General features: G+C 50.0%; 5 protein-coding genes. 1 reads left to right on the top strand and 4 read right to left on the bottom strand.

Features of this window, described 5'->3' with window-relative positions:
* Positions 1-157 precede the first annotated feature (157 nt).
* Genes D6694_03750 through D6694_03735 form a run of 4 tightly spaced genes read right to left on the bottom strand, consistent with a single transcriptional unit; the run spans position 158 to position 2,930 of the window.
* Positions 158-757: a DUF489 family protein gene (locus D6694_03750; GenBank protein ID RMH46237.1), complete on the bottom strand. Its 600-nt coding sequence runs from the start codon at positions 755-757 to the stop codon at positions 158-160.
* Complete coding sequence (gene mnmA, locus D6694_03745; protein RMH46236.1) at positions 754-1,848, bottom strand: tRNA 2-thiouridine(34) synthase MnmA; 1,095 nt, start codon at positions 1,846-1,848, stop codon at positions 754-756. The genes D6694_03750 and mnmA overlap by 4 nt, the downstream gene beginning before the upstream one ends.
* A 37-nt stretch (positions 1,849-1,885) precedes the next feature.
* On the bottom strand, positions 1,886-2,356 hold the full coding sequence (locus D6694_03740) for an NUDIX hydrolase (protein RMH46235.1): 471 nt from the start codon (positions 2,354-2,356) through the stop codon (positions 1,886-1,888).
* Entirely contained in the window at positions 2,295-2,930 is a 636-nt protein-coding gene (locus tag D6694_03735) for a pseudouridine synthase (GenBank protein RMH46234.1), read from the bottom strand. The genes D6694_03740 and D6694_03735 overlap by 62 nt, the downstream gene beginning before the upstream one ends.
* A gap of 136 nt (positions 2,931-3,066) precedes the next feature.
* Here D6694_03735 and D6694_03730 point away from each other — a divergent pair, with 136 nt between their 5' ends.
* A complete protein-coding gene (locus D6694_03730; protein ID RMH46233.1) occupies positions 3,067-4,320 on the top strand; it encodes an NADP-dependent isocitrate dehydrogenase in 1,254 nt (417 codons plus the stop codon).
* Positions 4,321-4,468: the final 148 nt, after the last annotated feature.

Genomic DNA, 4,468 nt, shown 5'->3' with positions numbered 1-4,468 from the left:
ATTTTGTGAAGAACGCTCAGCCACTTTATCTTTGGACGGCCTATGGTGTCAGGCGAGGCTGAGCGCCGCTGGCTTTTACCACAAGCATGGATGGAAATCGGTAGGCAGTCCCTTTGCTATCCCGGGCATTGGTCCTCACGTCCTTATGTACAAATTATTAGAGGGTTTTAAGTAATTCGCGAGCGGTATTCGCCATGGCGCTGCGTTGAAACAAAAAATTGTGTCCTCGCCCTCCAAATTGATGCCACAACCAAGCACAACGAATGCCATAAAACAACAATGTGCGAAGTTTGGCTTGTATAATAACATCCTTTAAATATGTAGGTTTTCCTGGCACCTGTATGCGTTGGGGAAGCGTTGAAATGGTGTCCTTATACAACGCCGAGAGCTGACCAACTTTGATGTCCAAATCCGCATCTTCTGCCGCAATCTGTCGCAAACGCATTTGAATAATCTGAATGAGTGTATCGCTTTTGGCCAGTTGGCTGCGAACCGAAATGATTTGCCCGAGGTAACGGGTTATCACGGGGTCCCGGTCATTTTGCGGATAAAGCAAGTCGATAAATACACGTAAACCACGCCGGATATCACCCACCGCCTCATCAAGATGCTTTGGATTTAATTCGGTCACACATGTGACGGCAGTTTCAAGCGCGTAAGGTTCCACTGCACCGCTATTGGCCAAGCGATTTACCCAATAGGCAGCTTGGCAAATTCCCGCTAACCCCTTGACCCTAGCCACGAGCTCGTAACTCATCCCAGACTCCTTTCAATAATACCTCCACCAAGACATCTGTCGCCTTGATAGAACACGACGGATTGACCCGGCGTCACCGCCCACTGCGGCTCGTCAAAGTCAACAATGAGTTGTTCATCTCGAACGCGTACCAAACACGGTGTGTCCTTTTGACGATAGCGTACCTTGGCTGTCGCCCGAAATGCTTCGGCAGGTGGCTCCCCTGCCACCCAGTGGGCTTGTGAAGCTTCAAGTTGATACGATAACAGGGCAGGGTGGTCGTGCCCCTGGCCAACAATCAGGCGATTATTTTCTAAATCTTTGCCGATAACATACCACGCTGATTCTTCGGCATCTGCGCGTCCGCCAATGCCAAGCCCCCTGCGCTGGCCAATGGTGTGAAACATCAGCCCTTGGTGCGTTCCAAGGACGCGCCCTTTGTCATCAATAATTTCGCCAGGTTGGGCTGGCAAGTAGCGCGCAAGAAATTCGGAAAATCGGCGCTCACCAATAAAACAAATCCCGGTACTGTCTTTTTTGTGGGCTGTGATCAAACCTTGCGCTTCAGCAATTTTCCGGACTTCTGTCTTATTCAGATGACCCACTGGAAACAACGTTTGCGCAAGCTGTTGATGGCCCACCATGTATAGAAAATAGGTTTGATCCTTATTGAGATCCGAACCTCGAATGAGCGTCGTTTTGCCATTGTCGAGACCTGTCTGCGCGTAGTGGCCTGTGGCAATGTAATCCGCACCTAACAAACGTGCATAATCAAGAAACGCCTTAAACTTAATTTCTTTGTTGCACATCACATCTGGGTTGGGCGTTCGGCCAGCACGATACTCAGCCAGAAAATATTCAAAAACGCGATCCCAGTACTCCGCGGCGAAATTGACGGTACGTAGTGGTATACCAATACGGTCGCACACCGCTTGCGCGTCCGCAAGATCTTGAGTCGCTGAACAATAGTCTTCCGTGTCGTCTTCCTCCCAGTTTTTCATAAACAATCCTTCGACCTGGTAACCCTGTTGTTTAAGTAACCAGGCCGATACGGAGGAGTCCACACCACCGGACATTCCAACGATAACTTTTTTTTCGCTGACAGGTTTCATGACATAAATAGGCACTCAACAAATTGGCGCGAGTATATCATAAGTCATAGCGCCACTGAGGTTCCTTACCGATATAGTTGAGCATCGCCAATGGATAGCGTTTACCCTGTAGGTAATCATCGATGGCGGTCAATACCAACGAACTGCGGTGTTGCGCGCGACAGTGCCGAATTTGCTCGTGGCTAAACCAATGGACAGCCAGTATGTCCGGGTCTAAGTTCGACTCGCTGGATTGACTGACGATTGACCCGGAGAAACAAAATCGAAGATAGGTGGCGTCGTGATCATTGGCATGTAGATGATAGATGCCAACTAACGACTCTGGCTGAAATATATAACCTGTTTCCTCTTGGACTTCGCGCACCACCGCCTCAAGAATGGATTCGTGCTTTTCCACATGCCCAGCTGGCTGATTGTAGACACGGCCTTTGATCGGATCTATTTCTTCAACGATGAGGAACTTGCCGTCTGCTTCGATGATTGCGGCGGTTGTGACGCGAATTGTCATGCTGAGGTGGCCTCCTGGTTTGCCAAGTTTGCGGAATTTCAATGCAACGCCATTCACCGGGGCGAAGAGGTGCCACGGAGATTGGGCCAATAGAATATCGTATTAAACGCAGAGTTGGATGACCAACCGCTGCCGTCATTCGACGAACTTGGCGGTTTCGACCCTCTCGTAATCGCATCTGTAGCCAGCAGTCTGGTACATTTTTGCGATAGCGGATGGGAGGATTTCGCGGCCACAGGCTATCGGGAGGACCCAGCCTACTCACTTGTGCCGGAAGCGTTTTTTTGCCCCGGATCATCACGCCGCTCCGCAAGCGCTCTAGCGCTTCATCGTCAATCTCTCCCTCTACTTGCACCCAATAGGTTTTCCAGGTCTTGTGCTTTGGCGATGTGATAAGGTGCTGCAGCCAGCCTGTGTCGGTGAGAAGCACAAGCCCTTCGCTGTCCGCGTCCAAGCGCCCACATGGATAGATGTTGGGTAGGGAAATGAAGTTTTTTAGTGATCGCCACTTAGGATGTGGCGAGAATTGACAAATGACACCATATGGTTTGTTGAACGCGATAAGCTGGGGCATGGACGTCCTGATGTGGGTCAGAAACCGGGCGTAAATTTATCCGTACGGCTGATAATTGGCGTAATTTAACCTATAATGCGCGTGCCAGAAAGTAAGATTAGCACAATCTTCAACAACTATCTCAGGAGAAGCAAAGGTGAGCAGCAAAATTCAAGTCCCTGCTGACGGTCAGAAAATCACCGTAAATGCCGACAATTCGTTAAATGTCCCGGACAATCCGATCATTCCGTTCATCGAAGGCGATGGCATCGGTGTTGATATCACTCCGGTGATGAAAAAAGTGGTGGATGCCGCTGTGGAAAAAGCGTATGGCGGCAAGCGAAAGATTGCTTGGATGGAAATTTTTGCCGGGGAGAAAGCCAATAAGATCTATGGTGGTGACTGGTTGCCACAAGAAACTTTCGATGCCATTCGCGAATACGTCGTGTCCATTAAGGGTCCGTTGACCACACCAGTCGGCGGTGGTTTTCGTTCATTGAACGTGGCGCTTCGTCAAGAATTAGATTTGTATGTATGTCTGCGACCGGTCCGTTATTACAAAGGAACACCGAGTCCTTTGAAAGAGCCAGAAAAAACGGACATGGTGATCTTCCGCGAAAACTCTGAAGACATTTATGCCGGTATCGAATGGAAGGCGGAAACGGAAGAAGCGCGCAAAGTCATTCGCTTCTTGCAAGAAGAAATGGGGGTGACCAAGATTCGCTTCCCAGAAACGTCGGGCATCGGTATCAAGCCAGTGTCACGCGAAGGCACTGAACGTTTGGTACGCAAAGCCATCCAATACGCCATCGATAACGACCGCGCATCAGTCACCTTGGTGCACAAAGGCAATATCATGAAGTTTACCGAAGGTGCCTTCAAAGAATGGGGATACGCCTTGGCCAAGCGCGAGTTCGGGGCTGTCGAACTGGATGGTGGACCATGGCTGCATTTCAAAAACCCGAATACTGGCCGCGACATTGTGATTAAAGACGTCATTGCCGACGCCATGTTGCAACAAATCCTGTTACGTCCGGCTGAATATGACGTGATTGCCACGCTCAACCTAAACGGCGACTATTTGTCGGATGCGTTGGCCGCACAAGTGGGTGGCATCGGCATTGCCCCGGGCGCCAATCTTTCTGATACGGTTGCCATGTTCGAAGCCACCCATGGCACTGCGCCCAAGTATGCAGGGCAGAACAAGGTCAACCCTGGTTCATTGATTTTGTCGGCTGAAATGATGCTTCGCCACATGGGCTGGACAGAAGCGGCCGATCTGATCATTAAAGGCATGGAAGGGGCGATCAGTGCCAAAACCGTCACTTATGACTTTGAGCGCTTGATGACCGGTGCAAAACTGCTGTCATGCTCAGAGTTCGGCGATGCTGTGATTGCGCACATGGCCTGACTTGAGCCAATCGCGATAGAAAAATGCCGCTCTATTAGAGCGGCATTTTTACTATGGTGGCGACCGTTGACCAGTTGGCTCAGCCTCGTAACCTGGAAAGACGCATCGCCGAATTTTTATGCTTCGTTGATATCTTGATTAGACGCTT

It is taken from the genome of Gammaproteobacteria bacterium, from assembly GCA_003696665.1.
Classification (GTDB): Bacteria; Pseudomonadota; Gammaproteobacteria; order Enterobacterales.
The sequence above is the reverse complement of the archived record's forward strand: the minus strand, read 5'-3'. Positions and strand labels throughout refer to the sequence as shown.